This is a genomic window from Herbihabitans rhizosphaerae (assembly GCF_004216555.1).
In the GTDB taxonomy this organism is placed as follows: domain Bacteria; phylum Actinomycetota; class Actinomycetes; order Mycobacteriales; family Pseudonocardiaceae; genus Herbihabitans; species Herbihabitans rhizosphaerae.
The window spans coordinates 39,330-55,066 of sequence record NZ_SGWQ01000012.1 but is presented as its reverse complement, the minus strand read 5'-3'; the positions used below and the strand labels follow the sequence as shown (position 1 = coordinate 55,066).

General features: G+C 68.9%; 16 protein-coding genes. All 16 read right to left on the bottom strand.

The features are described 5' to 3' along the window. Complete coding sequence (locus EV193_RS27655; RefSeq protein ID WP_130347872.1) at nucleotides 1-951, bottom strand: F0F1 ATP synthase subunit gamma; 951 nt, start codon at nucleotides 949-951, stop codon at nucleotides 1-3. Nucleotides 952-962: 11 nt separating this feature from the next. Beyond that, complete coding sequence (gene atpA, locus EV193_RS27650) at nucleotides 963-2,612, bottom strand: F0F1 ATP synthase subunit alpha (RefSeq protein WP_130347871.1); 1,650 nt, start codon at nucleotides 2,610-2,612, stop codon at nucleotides 963-965. 52 nt (nucleotides 2,613-2,664) lie between these two features. After that, nucleotides 2,665-3,516: a F0F1 ATP synthase subunit delta gene (locus EV193_RS27645; protein ID WP_130347870.1), complete on the bottom strand. Its 852-nt coding sequence runs from the start codon at nucleotides 3,514-3,516 to the stop codon at nucleotides 2,665-2,667. 12 nt (nucleotides 3,517-3,528) lie between these two features. Continuing rightward, nucleotides 3,529-4,083, bottom strand: a complete 555-nt coding sequence (locus EV193_RS27640; protein ID WP_130347869.1) for a F0F1 ATP synthase subunit B — start codon at nucleotides 4,081-4,083, stop codon at nucleotides 3,529-3,531. Between the two features lie 28 nt (nucleotides 4,084-4,111). Beyond that, a complete protein-coding gene (locus tag EV193_RS27635) occupies nucleotides 4,112-4,366 on the bottom strand; it encodes an ATP synthase subunit c family protein (RefSeq protein ID WP_130347868.1) in 255 nt (84 codons plus the stop codon). Between the two features lie 56 nt (nucleotides 4,367-4,422). Next, a complete protein-coding gene (gene atpB / locus EV193_RS27630) occupies nucleotides 4,423-5,208 on the bottom strand; it encodes a F0F1 ATP synthase subunit A (protein ID WP_130347867.1) in 786 nt (261 codons plus the stop codon). A 198-nt stretch (nucleotides 5,209-5,406) separates the two neighbouring features. Then, nucleotides 5,407-5,877, bottom strand: a complete 471-nt coding sequence (locus EV193_RS27625) for a Cg1360 family ATP-synthase-associated protein (RefSeq protein WP_130347866.1) — start codon at nucleotides 5,875-5,877, stop codon at nucleotides 5,407-5,409. Further along, nucleotides 5,874-7,025 (bottom strand): glycosyltransferase family 4 protein, encoded by a 1,152-nt coding sequence (locus EV193_RS27620; protein WP_130347865.1) that lies wholly within the window; start codon nucleotides 7,023-7,025, stop codon nucleotides 5,874-5,876. Before EV193_RS27620 ends, EV193_RS27625 begins: the two co-directional genes overlap by 4 nt. A 4-nt stretch (nucleotides 7,026-7,029) precedes the next feature. Continuing rightward, a complete protein-coding gene (locus EV193_RS27615; protein ID WP_130347864.1) occupies nucleotides 7,030-8,310 on the bottom strand; it encodes a serine hydroxymethyltransferase in 1,281 nt (426 codons plus the stop codon). A gap of 38 nt (nucleotides 8,311-8,348) precedes the next feature. Beyond that, a complete protein-coding gene (locus EV193_RS27610) occupies nucleotides 8,349-8,999 on the bottom strand; it encodes an L-threonylcarbamoyladenylate synthase (protein ID WP_130347863.1) in 651 nt (216 codons plus the stop codon). Then, complete coding sequence (locus tag EV193_RS27605; RefSeq protein ID WP_130347862.1) at nucleotides 8,996-9,928, bottom strand: endonuclease domain-containing protein; 933 nt, start codon at nucleotides 9,926-9,928, stop codon at nucleotides 8,996-8,998. The genes EV193_RS27610 and EV193_RS27605 overlap by 4 nt, the downstream gene beginning before the upstream one ends. Nucleotides 9,929-10,061: 133 nt before the next feature. Then, complete coding sequence (prmC, locus tag EV193_RS27600; protein WP_130347861.1) at nucleotides 10,062-10,931, bottom strand: peptide chain release factor N(5)-glutamine methyltransferase; 870 nt, start codon at nucleotides 10,929-10,931, stop codon at nucleotides 10,062-10,064. Further along, entirely contained in the window at nucleotides 10,924-12,015 is a 1,092-nt protein-coding gene (gene prfA, locus EV193_RS27595) for a peptide chain release factor 1 (RefSeq protein WP_278044225.1), read from the bottom strand. Before prfA ends, prmC begins: the two co-directional genes overlap by 8 nt. Before the next feature lie 66 nt (nucleotides 12,016-12,081). Then, entirely contained in the window at nucleotides 12,082-12,294 is a 213-nt protein-coding gene (gene rpmE / locus EV193_RS27590) for a 50S ribosomal protein L31 (RefSeq protein WP_130347859.1), read from the bottom strand. A gap of 124 nt (nucleotides 12,295-12,418) precedes the next feature. Beyond that, nucleotides 12,419-14,509, bottom strand: a complete 2,091-nt coding sequence (gene rho / locus EV193_RS27585; RefSeq protein ID WP_423202230.1) for a transcription termination factor Rho — start codon at nucleotides 14,507-14,509, stop codon at nucleotides 12,419-12,421. 359 nt (nucleotides 14,510-14,868) lie between these two features. Then, nucleotides 14,869-15,732: a homoserine kinase gene (thrB, locus tag EV193_RS27580; protein WP_423202237.1), complete on the bottom strand. Its 864-nt coding sequence runs from the start codon at nucleotides 15,730-15,732 to the stop codon at nucleotides 14,869-14,871. Nucleotides 15,733-15,737: the final 5 nt, after the last annotated feature.

Genomic DNA, 15,737 nt, shown 5'->3' with positions numbered 1-15,737 from the left:
TCAGTCATCACTTCCTGCGGAAGTCGACAGCGCTTCAACGCCGCCGACGATCTCGCTGATCTCCTGGGTGATCTGTGCCTGGCGGGCCTGGTTGGCGACTCGCGTGAAGCTGCGCACCAACTCGTCGGCGTTGTCCGTCGCGGCCTTCATCGCGGTACGCCGGGCCGCGGACTCCGAGGCCGCGGACTCCAGCAGCGCCGCGTAGATCCTGGTGTTGACGTACTTCGGCAGGAGGTTCGCCAGCAACGTCTCCGCGCTCGGCTCGAACTCGTAGGTCGGCGGGATGACCTTGGAGCTCGCCTGCTCCTCCTCGTCGCCGGCGTACTCCAACTCCAGCGGTGCCATGCGCTTGGCCAGCGGCTTCTGCGACAGCATCGACTTGAACTCGGTGTAGACGATGTGCAGCTCGTCCACGCCGAGGATGCCGTCCTCGCCGGGGCCGTCGCCGTCGTCGTCCACGCCGGCCAGGAACGAGTTCACCATGTCCTGACCGACCTCGGCCGCGTTGGCGTAGGCCGGCTTCTCGGAGAAGCCGGTCCAGCTCTTGACGACCTCGCGCTGGCGGAACGAGTAGTAGCTGACGCCCTTGCGGCCGATCACGTACAGCTGAGGCGTCTTGCCCTGCTCACGAAGCAGTGACTGCAACTCCTCGGCGGCGCGCAACACGTTGGCGTTGTAACCGCCGCACAGGCCGCGGTCACTGGTGACCACGAGGATGCCGGCGCGACGCGGGGTGTCCCGCTCCACCAGCAGCGGCGAGTCCAGGTTCGCCGCGGCGCTCGCCAACGCGGTGAGCACGTTGGTGATCTCGTCCGCGTAGGGCTTGGACGCCGCCACCCTGGCCTGTGCCTTGCTGATCCGCGAAGTCGCGATCAGCTCCTGGGCCTTGAAGATCTTCTTGAAGGCCTGGGTGGATTTGATCCGCTGCCGTAGCTCTCGAAGCTGTGCCATGGTCTACCCGGTCACTTCTTCGTCGGAGCCGGCTTGTTGACCTTGACCTTCTCCTGGCCGACGTCACCCTCGTTCATCGCCTCGGCCTCCGCCTCGTTCACCACGACCGAACTGCCGTCCGACGCGGTGAAGTTCTTCTTGAACTCGTCGATGGCGTTGGCCAGGCGCTCGATGTTGTCGTCGGTGAGCTTCTTGTCGACGCGGATCTCCTCGACGATGCCGGTGTGCCGGTGCCGGATGTTCTCCAGCAGCTCGGACTCGAACCGCTTCACGTCCACCACCGGAACCGAGTCGAGGTAGCCCTTGGTGCCGGCGAAGATCGAGATGACCTGCTCCTCGAACGGCTGCGGCGAGTACGCGTGCTGCTTGAGCAGCTCCATCATCCGGGTGCCTCGGGCCAGCTGCGCCTTCGACGTGGCGTCCAGGTCGGACGCGAACGCGCTGAACGCCTCCAGCTCGCGGTACTGGGCGAGCTCCAGGCGCAGCGTCGCGGCCACCGTCTTCATCGCCTTGGTCTGCGCGGCGGTACCGACTCGGGACACCGACGTACCGACGTTGATCGCCGGGCGCTGACCGGCGTTGAACAGGTCGGACTCCAGGAAGCACTGGCCGTCGGTGATCGAGATGACGTTGGTCGGGATGTACGCCGAGATGTCGTTGGCCTTGGTCTCGATGATCGGCAGGCCGGTCATCGAGCCGGCGCCCAGCTCGTCGTTCAGCTTCGCGCAACGCTCGAGCAGACGGGAGTGCAGGTAGAACACGTCGCCCGGGTACGCCTCGCGGCCCGGCGGGCGACGCAGCAGCAGCGAGATCGCGCGGTACGCCTCGGCCTGCTTGGTGAGGTCGTCGAACACGATCAGGACGTGCTTGCCCTGGTACATCCAGTGCTGGCCGAGCGCGGAACCGGTGTAGGGCGCGAGCCACTTGTAACCGGCCGAGTCGGACGCGGGCGCGGCCACGATCGTGGTGTACTCCAGCGCCCCGGCGTCCTCCAGCGCGGTCTTCACGCCGGCGATCGTCGAGCCCTTCTGGCCGATCGCGACGTAGATGCAGCGCACCTGCTGCTTCGGGTCGCCGGTCTCCCACGCCTTCTTCTGGTTGATGATCGTGTCCACGCAGACCGTTGTCTTGCCGGTCTTGCGGTCACCGATGATCAGCTGCCGCTGGCCCCGGCCGATCGGGGTCATCGCGTCGACGGCCTTCAGACCGGTCTGCAGCGGCTCGCCGACCGGCTGGCGCTGCACCACGGTCGCGGCCTGCAGCTCCAGCGCGCGGGTCTCCTCGGCGACGACCTCGCCGAGGCCGTCGATCGGCTTGCCGAGGGGGTCCACCACCCGGCCGAGGAAGCCGTCGCCGACCGGCACGGACAGCACGCGGCCGGTGCGCTTGACCTCCTGGCCCTCCTCGATGGTGTCGTAGTCACCGAGGATGGCGGCGCCGATCTCGCGGGTGTCCAGGTTCAGCGCGACGCCGAGGACGCCGCCAGGGAACTCCAGCAGCTCGTTCGCCATCGCCGAGGGCAGGCCCTCGACGTGCGCGATGCCGTCGCCGGTGTCGGCCACCACGCCGACCTCTTCCCGGCTCACGTCCGGGGAGTAGGTGGAGACGTAATTGTCGATCGCACTGCGGATCTCGTCCGACGAGATCGTCAGCTCCGCCATGTCGTGTTCCTGCTCTCGCTTCGTTCTTGCCTGTACCGAAAGTATTGGACGCTCAGCTGGCCAGCCGCCGGCGTACTGCCTCGAGCTGGCCGATGGCGCTGCCGTCGATGACCTCTTCGCCGACCTTGATCAGCAGACCGCCACGCAGGCCGGGGTTGACCTCGACGTGCAGGGCGATCGGACGTGCGTAGATGCGCTGCAGGGTGGCCGAAAGCCGCTCCTGCTGCTCCTCGTTCAACGGTCCGGCGGAGATCACGTGCGCCACCGAGCGCTCCCGACGCTTGGCCGCCGCCGCCGCGAGGCTCTCCAGCCCGTTGACCACACCCCGGCCCCTCGGCTGCGTGACGAGGTTGCGCACCAGCGCGGCGCTGACCGCGTGCGTCTTCCCGTCGATCAGCCCGCCGAGCAGCTCGGCCTTGCCCAAGGCCCGCTGGGTCTGGTCGGACAGCACCTGCTCGAGGCCGGTGCTGTCGGCGATGATGCGGCCGAGCCGGAACAGCTCGTCCTCCACCGTGTCGAGCTTGCCCTCCCGCTCCGCGCGCACCAGCAGCGTGGTGACGCCGAGCGACTCGAGGCCGTCGACCATCTCGCGCGGGCTGGACCAGCGCGCCGCCACGACCGTGGCCACCACCTGCACGGTGGGTTCGCCGACCTTGCCGGCGAGCACGGTCTTGGCGAGGTCGGCCCGGCCGTTCGGGTCGGTCGACGAGTCCGCCAGCGTGCGGCGCAGCCCGATCTCCCGCTGGAGCAGACCGACGACCGCGAACAGCTCGTCGCCGAGCTGCCCGATCTTGTCGGTCTCCTTGCCGGCGCGGTCGAGCACGTCGAGCAGCTCGAGCTCGCAGGCGGCCAGCGCCTCCCGGCTCGCGGCGTGCATCGAGGTCAGGGCCTTGTCGGCACTCATAGCGCGCGTCCTCTACTTCTTGCCCGCGCCGGCCGGCGCGTTGGAGTCCAGCTCTGCGAGGAACCGGTCGACCGTGCCGCGCTGACGCGCCTCGTCCTCGAGCGACTCGCCAACGATCCGGCTGGCCAGCTCGACGGAGTTGCGCCCGAGGTCGGCACGCAGCTCGGCGACGATCTGCGCACGCTGTGCCTCGAGCTGGGCCTGGCCCTGCGCGATGATCCGCGAGGCCTCCTCCTGCGCCTGGGCGTGCAGGTCGGCCTTGATCTGCTCGGCCTCGGCCCGCGCGTCGTCCCGAATCCTCGCGGACTCGGCCCGCGCCTCGGCCAGCTGCGCCTTGTACTGCTCCAGCGCGCGCTGCGCCTCGGCCTGCGCCTGCTCGGCCTTCTCGATGCCACCCTCGATCTTCGCGGTCCGCTCCTTGTAGAGCGCCTCGAACTTGGGCACCGCGAACTTCCACAGCACGAACAGCAGAATGCCGAACGAGACCAGGCCGAGAATGATCTCGGAGATCTCCGGCAGGACCGGGTTGTGCTCCTCGGCCGCCAGGTATAGCTCGGATTTCACCACGACGTCTCCCAACGTAATGAGAGGTTGGTCAGCCAGGGCTGGATGCGAGGAAGTAGAGCACGAAGCCCAGAATCGCGAGCACCTCGACGATGGCGAAGGTCGTCCACGCGATGGTCATCAGGCGGCTCTGCGCCTCCGGCTGGCGGGCGGATCCGTTGATGACCGCGGCGAAGATCAGACCCACACCGATGCCCGGGCCGATCGCGGCGAGGCCGTAGCCGATCGCGGAAAGACCCTGGTTGGTGTTGATCGTCTGCTGTGCCAGAACAAGTGCGTTGCTCACTTGCGTTTCCCTTTCATTCGGTCCGCCACTTCGCGGATCGGGGGCTTGTGGTTTTCTTAGTGGTCTTCGGAGAGCGCGCGACCGATGTACCCGGCCGCCAGGTTCGCGAAGATGAACGCCTGCAGGACCATGATCAGCGCCTCGAGGAACGTCATCGCGATGGCGAACAGCCAGGACAGGATGCCGACCGGCGCGAGCATGAGGCTCGACGACTCGAACACCAGGTACTCACCGGCGAGCGTGAACAGCACCAGGATCAGGTGGCCGGAGAACATCGCGGCGAAAACTCGGACGCCCAGAGTGATCGGGTTCATGATGAACTTCGTGAACACTTCGATGGGCGAGAGCAGGAAGTAGACAGGCACCGGAACACCGGGCGGGAAGATCTCTTTCTTCAGGTACTTGCCGAGTCCGTGCCGCCTGATGCCGACGCCGTGCCAGACCGGGTAGACCACGAGAAGCGACAGCGCCAGCGGGAACCCGATGTGCGACATCGACGGGAACTGCAGGATCGGAATCAGGCCGAACAGGTTGTTCACCAAAATGAAGGTGAACAACGAGAGAATCAACGGAACGAACGGCCGGAAGTCCTTCGAGCCGATCTGCTCGCGCGCGATGTTGTTGCGGCTGAAGTCGTACACCGACTCCGCCATGAACTGGAAACGACTCGGCACGATCTTGAGACCCCGCGCGGCGACCATGAAGAACGCGACGATGACGAGGACGGACAGCACCAGCAGAACCATCGGCTTGGTGACGCTGCCGAAGATCGGAGGCAGGAAGAAAATGTCCGTGTTGGGAGGAACGAAGTCGCCACCCTCGGCCAAAACTAGCGCGCCCAACTGGGCTCCTTCCGGTTCTCCCGGCCGGCGCTTCACACCGCCGGGGGAATCGTCACGATCAGGACGAAACGTACCTCACGGTTATCGGGCATCTGACATCGGCACCCCTGCCGAGCCACGCTCCGCCACTGGGTGCCGGTCCGCCCTACGTGCGGCACCCTACCAGCCGGTACTCAGCCCGCCGGACGCACGTACTGCTTAGCTGTTTTCGCTGGTGGGGATGACCGCGGGAATCTTGGTGCGCTGGAAAGCACGCACGTCAGCGGCCGCCGCGACGACCACGATCGCGACCATCGTGAAGGCCAGCGAATAGCGCTCGATCGCCTCGACATCGCGCAGCAGAGTCATCGCGATGAAGATCACAACGGCTTTACCGAGAAAGCCGCCGAGTGCCGCCGCCATCACCAGATGCGGGCCCTGCGCGGCGGTCATCCGCATCAGCCACAGCGTGCCGAGCGTGGACCCGATCGCGATCACCCCGCCGACCGCCGAGCCGAGCAGCCCCTCGCCGCCGTACAGGATCCCGAACAGCACCAGCGCGAGCGCCCAGGTGACGCTCGTGGAGATCAACACCAGCCGCCGCATCGCGCCGGCCAGCTTCAGCACCGACGCCTCGTGCGTCGCCGGGATGTCGGTGTCCAGGCCGAGGGCCTTGTCGTCGTCGCTCATCGAGACCTGAGTCTAGGTATCGCCGAGACGAGCAGTGCCACCAGGAGCGCGATACCGATCCCCCAGCCCACGATGTACACGTCGAACAGCCGCAGGGCCACCGCGCCGAACGCGATGATGCTCGCCCACAAGTAGATCAACAACACCGCGCGCCGCTGCGAGTGACCGAACTCCAGCAGCCGGTGGTGCAGGTGCATCTTGTCGGCGTGGAACGGGCTCTGCCCGCGTCTGGTTCGCCTGATCACCGCGAGCACCAGGTCCAGCAGCGGCACGAACAACACGGCCGCCACCACCAGCAGCGGCGACAGCAGCGCGAGCGTGTCACGCGGGCCGGTGTTGTTCGGGACCACACGCCCCGACGCCGAGGTCGTCGCCGCGGCCAGCATGAGCCCGATCAGCATCGAGCCGGAGTCGCCCATGAAGATCTTGGCCGGCTGGAAGTTGTGCGGCAGGAAGCCCAGACACGCGCCGGCCAGCGTGGCGGCGATCAGCGCCGGCGGGTAGTTGGTCACGTCCCCGCGCGACTCGTCCAGCAGGTTCAGCGAGAACGCGCAGGTCGCCGCGGCCGCGATCAGCCCGACACCGGCGGCCAGCCCGTCCAGCCCGTCGATGAAGTTCATCGCGTTGACCAGCGTCACGGTGAGCAGGACGGCGAGCAGGCCACCCTGGTTCTGGTCGAGATACAACTGCGTGCCGTAGTACTCGCCGTCGCCGCCCCACGGCACCCACAACACGATCCACTGCAGGCCGAACAGCACCAGGATGCCCGCCGAGGTGGTCTGCCCGGCGAGCTTGGTCGTCGAGTCCAGCTCGAACCGGTCGTCCAGCATGCCGATCAGCACGATCACGCCGCCGCCGACCAGCACGCCGGTCACGTCCAGCGAGCTGGTGAACGCGTGCCGGAGCACCGGAAGTTGGTGTGCCAGAAGGATTCCGCCGCACACACCGAGGTACATGGCGAGCCCGCCGAGGCGCGGGATCGGGACCACGTGCACGTCCCGCTGCCTCGGGTAGGCGACCGCGCCGATCCTGATCGCGAACAGCCGGACCAGGCCGGTGAGCAGGAAGGTCAGGGCCGCGGTGATGAGGGCGACCAGCACGTACTCGCGGACGGGGAGCCCGGCCGCGATCACTGGCGTTGGCTGCACGGCCTCAGCCCTCTGGGTAGGCCTGGTGCGCCGCGACCAGCCGGCCCACGGCGTCGGCGACCTCGGCCAGTTCCGCGTCGCCGGCACCGGTGCCCGGCTCGGCGCGCACCGCCCGTCCGATCAGCTTCGCGATCTCGCCCATGTCCGCCTCCGTCATTCCCACCGTTGTGACGCACGGCGACCCGATTCGGATGCCTGACGCGGTCATCGGGGGTTGCGGGTCGAACGGGATGGCGTTCTTGTTCAGCGTGATCCGGGCGAGGTCGCACCGCCGTTCCGCCTCGGCGCCGGTCACCCCGGCACCGCGCAGGTCCAGCAGCGCGAGGTGGGTGTCGGTGCCGCCGGAGACCGGCCGCATGCCCTCCGCCTCGAGGCCCGTGGCCAGCGCGCCGGCGTTGGCCACCACCCGGGCGGCGTAGGTCTGGAACTCGGTCGACGCGGCCTCCTTGAGCGCCACCGCCTTGGCCGCGACCGCGTGCATCAGCGGCCCGCCCTGGCTGAACGGGAACACGGCCTTGTCGATCGCCTTGGCGTGCTCCTCGCGGCACAGGATCATGCCGCCGCGCGGCCCGCGGAGCACCTTGTGCGTGGTCAGCGTGACCACGTCGGCGTACGGCACCGGCGACGGGATCGCCTTGCCCGCGACCAGCCCGATGAAGTGCGCGGCGTCGACCACCAGCACCGCGCCCACCTCGTCGGCGATCTCCCGGAACGCGGCGAAGTCGATCAGCCTCGGGTACGCGGTCGCGCCGGCGATGATCATGCGCGGCTGGTGGTGCAGCGCGAGGTCGCGCAGGTGGTCGTAGTCGATCAGCTCGGTGTCCTCGCGCACGCCGTAGGACACCGGCGCGAACCACTTGCCGGAGAAGTTGACCTTGGAGCCGTGGGTGAGGTGGCCGCCCTGCTTGAGGTCCATGGCCAGCACCACGTCGTTCGGCTGGCAGAACGCGGCGTACGCGGCGAGGTTCGCGCTCGCGCCGGAGTGCGGCTGGACGTTGGCGTGCTCGGCGCCGAACAGCGCACGTGCCCTGGCGACGGCCAGCTCCTCGGCGACGTCGACCTGCTCGCAGCCGCCGTAGTACCGGTGCCCCGGGTAGCCCTCGGCGTACTTGTTGGACAGCGTCGAGCCGAGCGCGGCGAGTACCGCCGGACTGGTCAGGTTCTCGCTGGCGATCAGCTGCAGACCGGACCGCAGCCGGTGCAGCTCACCGATGACCACGTCGGCGATCTCCGGGTCCTCGCGTGCGAGGACCTCGAAGTCGGGACCCCAGTACGGGGTTGGCACGTGCACTCCTCCCGTGACGAATAGCGATTTCGGTAACGCTACCGCGCGGTGCGGACCTCGACGCCGAGCGCGTCGGACACGTCGGCGACGGTGACCGCGCCCTCGCGCAGCACGATCGGGTCGTCGCCGGTGAGGTCCACGATCGTGGACGGGACGGGGTCGCCACTCTCGCCGCCGTCCAGGTACACGGCGACCGAGTCGCCGAGCTGGTCGCGGGCCTGCTGGGCGGTCCCGGCGGCCGGCTGGCCCGAGCGGTTCGCGCTGGACACGGCCATCGGCCCGACCTCGCGCAACAGCTCCAGCGCCACCGGGTGCAGCGGCATGCGCAGCATCACGGTGCCTCTGGTCTGCCCGAGATCCCAGGCCAGCGAGGGCGCGTGCGGCAGCACTATCGACAGGTCGCCCGGCCAGAACGCCTCGACCAGGGTGCGCGCGTGCGTCGGCACGGACAGCACCAGACCGTCCACTGTGGACCACGAGCCGACGAGCACGCCGACCGGCATGTCCGAGCCTCTGCCCTTGGCCTGCAGCAGCGAGTGCACGGCGGTCGAGTCGAACGCGTCCGCGCCGATCCCGTACACCGTGTCGGTCGGGACCACCACCAGCCGGCCGGCTCTGACCGAGCTGGCGGCAGCCGCCAGCCCGTCGGCGCGCTCCTGAGGCTCCGAGCAGTCGTACACCGTGCTCACGCTGCGGACTTTAGCGGGCTAAAGTCCGCCGCCGCGCGGAGGGCATCGCGAACTTTCGCCACGATGCGTGACACGTCGCCCGACAGATCGTCATGCCGGACCAGGACGAAGCGCCACCCTCGGCGCATCAACGCGGCGCGCCGCTCCTCATCCCGCTTCATTTGTTCAGGATCTTCGTGCCATCTTCCGTCGTACTCGACCGCCACCAAAGAATCCGGGTAGGCAAGGTCCAGGCGACCAAGGAATTGACCAGCATGCGTAACGACGTACTGCGGCTCGGCCGGAATTCCATCCATCGCGAGAATGACACGAAGCTCGGATTCGGGAGGCGACTCCGCGCGAGCGTCCACCAACGTCAACGCCTGCCTCGCCAGCACGACACCCCAGTCGCGTCGACCGACGAGCAGCCGAGAAAGCTGATCCTCGGTGACCAGTCCCTTGCGCAGCACCTGATCGACGTAAGCGACAGCCGCGCGTAGACGGCCGGTCAACGTCTTGGTCCTCGGCGCTGAGCGCAACATCAAGTCCAGAGCCATCCGCGCAGGTGTCGCGATGCTTATCTCTCGCCAGGCCACGGCCTCGCACAGCCTGACGGGCCCCCGATGAATACGCAGCCCGCGCACCGGGCCAAACCTCTCCTTCTCCGGCACGACCAACTCCACCGGGCTGGCGGCGTCAGCCATGTCAAGGCCGTACACGACCGCCGCGGAGCAACCGGTGAGCATGGTCCCGGGCGGCGAGATCATGCTCGCCGCGTGGCAGAGCACCTCGTGTGTGATCGGTTGATCCGGCGTCGTGTACACGTCGTGCAGAACTCGACGGTAAGCGTTGCTGCGGAGCGCCCTATACGAAACATCACCGAGACCGACAGCGACAGATCCTCGAAACAGGCCGTATGGCGAGCCGCACGATGCGATTTCGTTTCCCATGTTTCGCAGTCTGCCGCATCAGCCCGCATCCATGTCGCGAGCAATCCACAGCGCCACAGTTATCCACAGAATACAATTCGCGTTTGACTTCCGCGCCACCTTATGCGTGCGTACTTTAGCCCGCTAAAGTCCGTCAACGGCGGCGGGCGGTGGCGTAGCGGGGGCGGCCGGCGAGGTCGGGGTGGTCCTCGACGTCGGTGAGCAGGGAGCGGGCGGTCAGGAGCGCGGGGACCGAGGAGCTGTGCGAGTCGTCGTGCTCGATGGCCAGGACGCCGCCGGGGCGCAGCAGTCGCACCGCGCAGGTGATCACGTGGCGGATCACGTCCAACCCGTCGGCGCCGGCGAACACCGCGGCCGGCGGGTCGTGGTCGGCGACTTCGGGCGGCACCGGGGTGCCGGCCGGGACGTAGGGCGGGTTGCAGACGACGAGATCGACCGACGCGTCCATTTCGGACAGCAGCGCGGGATCGGCGACGTCCCCGGCGTGCAACCGGATCGGTGTGTCACCGTGAGTCGCGCGCGCGTCGGCGTTGCGGCGCGCCCAGGACAGCGCGGTCGGATCCCGGTCGACCGCGTGCACGGTGGCGTCCGGCCGGGCGTGCGCGACGGCCAACGCCAGCACGCCGGTACCGGTGCACAGGTCGACCACCACCGGATCGGGAACCCCTTGCAGCGCAACGGTTCCCCAGGCGAACAGCAGCTCGGTCTCCGGCCGGGGCACGAACACGCCGGTGCCGACCTCGACGGTGATCTCACCCATCGGCGCGTACCCGAGCAGGTGCTGCAGCGGCTCACGGCGAACGCGGCGGGCCACCAGCGCGCCCAGAGTGTCCATTTGGGACGGATCGAGCGACGGCACCATCACCAGCTTGGAGCGATCGACGCCGAGCACGTGCGCGACGAGCAGCTCCGCGTCGGTGCGCGGCGACGCGACGCCCGCCTCGGTGAGATCCCGCGACACCTCGATGATCGCGAGGCGCAGCGGCGTGCGTCTGTCAGCCATCGGCGTGTGCGGCGAGCCGCTCGGCCCGGTCCGCCTCCGCCAGCGCGTCCAGCACGCCGTCCAGGTCGCCGTCGAGCACCGCGTCCAGGTTGTGCGCCTTGTAGCCGACGCGGTGGTCGGAGATGCGGTTCTCCGGGAAGTTGTAGGTGCGCACCCGCTCGGAACGGTCGACCGTGCGCACCTGGCTGCGCCGGGCGTCGGCCGCCTGCTTGGCCGCCTCCTCCTCGGCGGCCGCCGCCAGACGCGCGCGCAGCACCTGCATCGCGCGGGTCTTGTTCTGCAACTGACTGCGCTCGTTCTGGCAGGAGACCACGATGCCGGTGGGCAGGTGGGTGATCCGCACGGCGGAGTCGGTGGTGTTCACGCTCTGCCCGCCCTTGCCCGACGAGCGGTACACGTCGACGCGCAGGTCCTTCTCGGGGATTTCAGCGGCGTCCACAGCGTCGTCCAAGTCCGGGTACACGAGCACGCCGGCCGCCGAGGTGTGGATGCGCCCCTGCGACTCGGTGACCGGAACGCGCTGCACCCGGTGCACGCCGCCCTCGAACTTCAGCCGCGCCCACACGCCGTCGATCTGGGCGCCCTTGGTCTTGATCGCGACCGTGGCGTCCTTGTAGCCGCCCAGGTCGGACTCGGTCGAGTCGAGGACCTCGGCGCGCCAGCCGTGCCGCTCGGCGTAGCGCAGGTACATCCGCAGCAGATCACCGGCGAACAGTGCGGACTCCTCGCCGCCCTCGCCGGACTTGATCTCCATCAGCATGTCGGCCGAGTCGTGCTGGTCGCGCGGGAGCAGCAGCTCGAACAGCTTCGCGTCCAGCTCGTCGGCGCGCGCCGCCAGGGTGCGCGCCTCCTCGGCGAACGAGGCGTCCTCCTCGGCCAGTTCGCGCGCGGCGGCCAGATCGGCCCTGACCGTCTCGAGCTCCTCGACGGTCTTGGCGATCGGGCTCAGCTCGGCGTGCCGGCGGCCGATCTTGCGTGCGTTCACCAGGTCGGAGTGCAGAGCCGGATCGGCCATCTGCCGCTCCAGCTCGGCGTATTCGGCCAGCAGCGACCGCAGGCTCGACGTATCGGCTGACACGGTCACCGCGCCTCCTTCCTCCGGACACGACAACGGCGCCCACCCGAGCATGGGTGGGCGCCGTGAAAGTCGCTACTTCTTGCGCTTTCCGTAGCGCGCCTCGAACTTGGCGACCCGGCCGCCGGTGTCCAGGATCTTCTGCTTGCCCGTGTAGAACGGGTGGCAGTTGGAGCAGACCTCGACGTGGATGTGGCCGGACGTCTTGGTGCTACGGGTGCTGAACGTGTTCCCGCAGCCGCACACCACCTCGGTGGTGACGTACTCGGGGTGAATACCGGTCTTCATGGTGTCCCTTTCTCAGATGGCCCCGGGTCCTCGAATCAGCATGAGGTGAACCGGTGCCGGACCTCGAACCAGTGTGCCAGACGGGCTGGCGGGGACTGGAACGCGGGGCCGCAGCCCGTTATTCCTATTCGTCCCCGCCGGAGCCCGGCGTGGTCTTCGCGACGTTCATCAGGAACTCGATGTTGGTGCGTGTCTTGCGCAGCCGGTCGAGCAGCAGCTCGACCGCGGCCTGCGAATCCAGTGCACCGAGCACCCTGCGCAGCTTGACGGTGACCGCCAGCTCGTCCGGCGACAGCAGCAGCTCCTCCTTGCGGGTGCTGGACGCGTCCACGTCCACCGCGGGGAAGATCCGCTTGTCGGCGATCTTGCGGTCCAGCTTGAGCTCGGCGTTGCCGGTGCCCTTGAACTCCTCGTAGATCACCGTGTCACCGGCGGAACCGGTCTCCACCAACGCGGTGGCGAAGATGGTCAGCGAGCCGCCACCCTCGATGTTGCGTGCCGCGCCGAGGAACCGCTTCGGCGGGAACAGCGCGGTCGAGTCGACACCACCGGACAGGATCCGGCCGGACGCCGGGGCCGCCAGGTTGTACGCGCGGCCCAGACGGGTGATCGAGTCGAGCAGCACGACCACGTCGTGGCCCATCTCGACCAGACGCTTGGCCCGCTCGATGGACAGCTCGGCGACCGTGGTGTGGTCCGACGGCGGGCGGTCGAAGGTGGAGGCGATGACCTCGCCCTTCACCGACCGCTGCATGTCGGTGACCTCTTCCGGCCGCTCGTCCACGAGCACCACCATCAGGTAGCACTCGGGGTTGTTGGTGGTGATCGCGTTGGCGATCGACTGCAGCACCATCGTCTTGCCGGCCTTGGGCGGCGACACGATCAGCGCGCGCTGCCCCTTGCCGATCGGCATCACCAGGTCGATCACCCGCGTGGTGAGGTGGTGCGGCTCGGTCTCGAGGCGCAGCCGCTCGTTCGGGTACAGCGGGGTGAGCTTGGTGAACTCGGGCCGCTGCTTGGCCGCGTCCGGCTCGAGACCGTTGATCGTCTCGACGCGCACCAGCGGGTTGAACTTCTGCCGCTGCTGCTCACCCTCGCGCGGCTGACGCACCTGGCCGGTGATCGCGTCACCGCGACGCAGGCCGTACTTGCGCACCAGGGACAGCGAGACGTACACGTCGTCCGGGCCGGCGAGGTAGCCGGAGGTGCGCACGAACGCGTAGTTCTCCAGCACGTCGAGCACGCCGGCGACGGGCAGCAGCACGTCGTCCTCGCGGATCTCGGTGTCGGTGCCGCCGTCACCCCGGCCGCCGCCGGTGCCACCGCCACGGCGGCGACGATCCCGGAACCGGCGGCCGCGCCGCCCGCCCCGCTCGTCATCGTCGTCGTCGTTGTTGCGGCCGCCCTGGTTGCGGTCGTTGCGGTCGTTGTTGCGGCCGCCCTGGTTGCGATCGTTGCGACCGCCCTGGTCACGGTCACGGCCACCCTGATTGCGGTCGCCCTGGTCACGGCCGCTCTGATTGCGGTCGTTCTGCTGGCGCTCGCCCTGGTTGCGGTCACCCTGGTTGCGGTCGCTCTGCTGACGCTCGTTCTGGCCGTCGCCGGAGCCGCCCTTGGCCTCGCCGTCAGAGCCCGCCGGACGGCTGGACCTGCGGCGACGGTTGCGCGTGCCGGACTCGGTGGCCGAGTCGGCCGGCTGGTCCTGCCCGGAAGAGGTCGCAGAGGAAGTCGCGGAGGAGGTCTTGGCCTGCTCCTTGGATTCGCCCTGCTCAGGCTTGTCGGCCTTGTCCTCCGAAGGCTTGTCGGCAGGTGTGTCGGCGACCTTCTCGGCCGGCGGGTCCTGCTGAACCGGCTTCTCGGCCGGCTTGTCGCCGACGCCGTTCAGCGGGAGCGTGTCCGACGAGCCGGACGCGTTCTGCCGCTCCTTGATGGCGGCGATCAGCTCCCCCTTGCGCATCCCGGTCGTGCCGGTGATGCCGAGCTGGCCGGCGAGCTCGCGAAGCTCCGCGAGCACCATTCCGGTCAACCCTCCCCTGCGGCGGGCCGTACCCCCGTTGGCCTGCGGCTTCTCCGCGACCTGCTCGGTGTTTGCCGCCGTGTCCTGCGAAACGGGCTGCGAGGCCGGTGGGGCCTCGGTGGACTGGGTCGATCCAGTCGTGGGCGCGTCAGAAGCGCCAGCGTCCGCATCGCTGTTCAACAAATCGGTGTTGCTCACACATGTCCTTCCTGACCGGTCCTCGCCTCCAACGCGGACCAGCGGACTGCCTCCCGGCGGAATGCGGGACGGCTTGTCTCCCCGCTGTGGGCGAGCCCCCGCCACTTGCCTGACCAGACGAAAGGCCAAGCGAGCGAGTTGGCTGCCTACACGAAGCATCTCGGTCACCACGGCGATCGGGTATCCGTCGACAACCGGCTCAGGCTGGTAGCGCGAGCCGACTCTCCAGCGGAAGATGCGACCCGGAAAGATTCCCCGGGAACGGCACCGGGCGCCGTGCGCGCGGTGACCTAACGCCACAGAGCCTAGACGGCCGTACCGCATGGTGCAAGAACCACCCCCGCGAACCGTGTCGCGGACTACGCCTGCTCGACGCGCACGCCGTCGCGGTCAACGGCCAGCTCACGTGCCTCGAAGCCGGCCGTGTCCAGCCCCGACGGCAGCTCGCCGGCACGCGGGAAGGCGATCACCGTGGGGCCCGCGCCGGACACGGCGGCCGCTACTCCCCGTGCTCGAAGCGCTCGAACGAGTGCCATGGTCGCGGGCCAGGCGCTCTCTCGGTACGGCTGGTGCAACCGGTCGTCGGTGGCGGCCAGCAGCAGGTCGGGCCGGGCGGTGACGGCCTGCACGGCCAGCGCGCACCGGCCCGCGGCGAACGCGGCGTCGGTGTGCGGCACGGTGTCCGGCAGCAGTCCCCTGGTCACGGCGGTTGCCGACCGTTCGTGCGGGATCAGCACCACGGGCCGAAGATCGGGATGCGGGTCCAGCCGCAGGGCGTGAAACTCCTCACCCTCGGCCCAGGCCAGGGCGAGCCCGCCGGACAGGCTGGCCGCCGCGTTGTCCGCGTGCCCCTCGAAACCGGCGGCGATTCGCAGTGCGTGCTCGTCGAGCGGAACGCCCGCGAGCCCGTACGCCGCGGCCACACCGGCGACCAGGGCGGACGCCGAGGAACCGAGACCGCGGGAGTGCGGGATCGCGTTCACGCAGCGCAACGCGAGCCCGGGCGGGGTCGCTCCGAGGTGCCGCGAGGCGGCCCGGAACGCCTTGACCACCAGGTGCCGCTCGCCGTGCCGGCCCGAGTCCGGAGCCTCGCCGGTGACCTCGATGGACAGGCCGCCGTCGGTCACCCTGGCCTCGACCACGTCGTGCAGCGCGAGCGCCATGCCGAGCGCGTCGAAGCCGGAGCCGAGATTCGCGGTGGATGCGGGCACGGTCACCCGCACTGCAT

Excerpts from the sequence above, each read along its gene's own strand:
- EV193_RS27655 (WP_130347872.1), bottom strand. The coding sequence starts at position 951 with ATGGCACAGCTTCGAGAGCTACGGCAGCGGATCAAATCCACCCAGGCC.
- atpA (WP_130347871.1), bottom strand. The coding sequence starts at position 2,612 with ATGGCGGAGCTGACGATCTCGTCGGACGAGATCCGCAGTGCGATCGAC.
- EV193_RS27645 (WP_130347870.1), bottom strand. The coding sequence starts at position 3,516 with ATGAGTGCCGACAAGGCCCTGACCTCGATGCACGCCGCGAGCCGGGAG.
- EV193_RS27625 (WP_130347866.1), bottom strand. The coding sequence starts at position 5,877 with ATGAGCGACGACGACAAGGCCCTCGGCCTGGACACCGACATCCCGGCG.
- EV193_RS27605 (WP_130347862.1), bottom strand. The coding sequence starts at position 9,928 with ATGGGAAACGAAATCGCATCGTGCGGCTCGCCATACGGCCTGTTTCGA.
- prmC (WP_130347861.1), bottom strand. The coding sequence starts at position 10,931 with ATGGCTGACAGACGCACGCCGCTGCGCCTCGCGATCATCGAGGTGTCG.
- rpmE (WP_130347859.1), bottom strand. The coding sequence starts at position 12,294 with ATGAAGACCGGTATTCACCCCGAGTACGTCACCACCGAGGTGGTGTGC.